Here is a 750-nt window from a genome sequence, read left to right as displayed (position 1 = left end):
AAGCTGGATTTCAGAGAACATTATTGTGCTCCTTCTGCATTGGCTGGCGTTGCGTCTTGGGGCAGCTCATCGATGTCTCGATAGATGTGTGTTCTATTAATACTGGTAGCTTGTGTTTCTGATAAGGCATGGCTTGCCCGGCCTGTTATGGAGGTACTGTCATCGCCGATATTTAAGCAGGACACGCCAGCACTAACGGTAATACTTTCTCCATGAATCTCAATTTCTTTGCGGACTTTAAGTCGCAGGCTGTCTGCTATCTTGACTGCTTGAATCGAGCTGGTATGAGGTAAGACGATAAGAAACTCATGATGTTCCCAAAGGTAGTAACTGTCGAACAAGCGAAGGTTGTTATGGAGCAACTTGCCAATGGCAATCGTGACAGCATCTTGTTCTTTAGGGTTTAGTTTGGAAAGACATATTTTGTCAATTGCCAACGCGGCTGTAGACAATTCACTGCCTTCACGTTCACTGCGTTGAATTTCTTTTGTCAGGTCATCATCTAGATGTTCTTTGGTGGCTGCTTTGGTCAGGTTATCTGTACGACGCAGTGGCTTAAGCTGTTTTCGTCTTAGTTCTCTCAAGTAAACCAGGCAGCAGCTCATGCTTAGGTACAAAAGGTAGCTCATAGTATTTTGAATGTTTTCAAACGGAGAGCCGCTAGCATTCAAAGAGGCCAGGGCAAATACTGAGAATATCCCGACAAGCCATAGGGCAGGTTTGAATTCATAGAAAAAGAACAGCAATAAG

General features: G+C 44.3%; 1 protein-coding gene. It reads right to left on the bottom strand.

Annotated elements, in window-relative coordinates:
• Positions 1 to 20: 20 nt before the first annotated feature.
• A partial coding sequence (locus A3735_RS04270) for a diguanylate cyclase domain-containing protein (protein ID WP_068637646.1) occupies positions 21 to 750 on the bottom strand: 730 nt, incomplete at its 5' end.

The sequence above is a fragment of the Oleiphilus sp. HI0061 genome, assembly GCF_001635675.1.
Note: the sequence above shows the minus strand (reverse complement) of the source record. Positions and strands in the feature narration are given on the sequence as shown.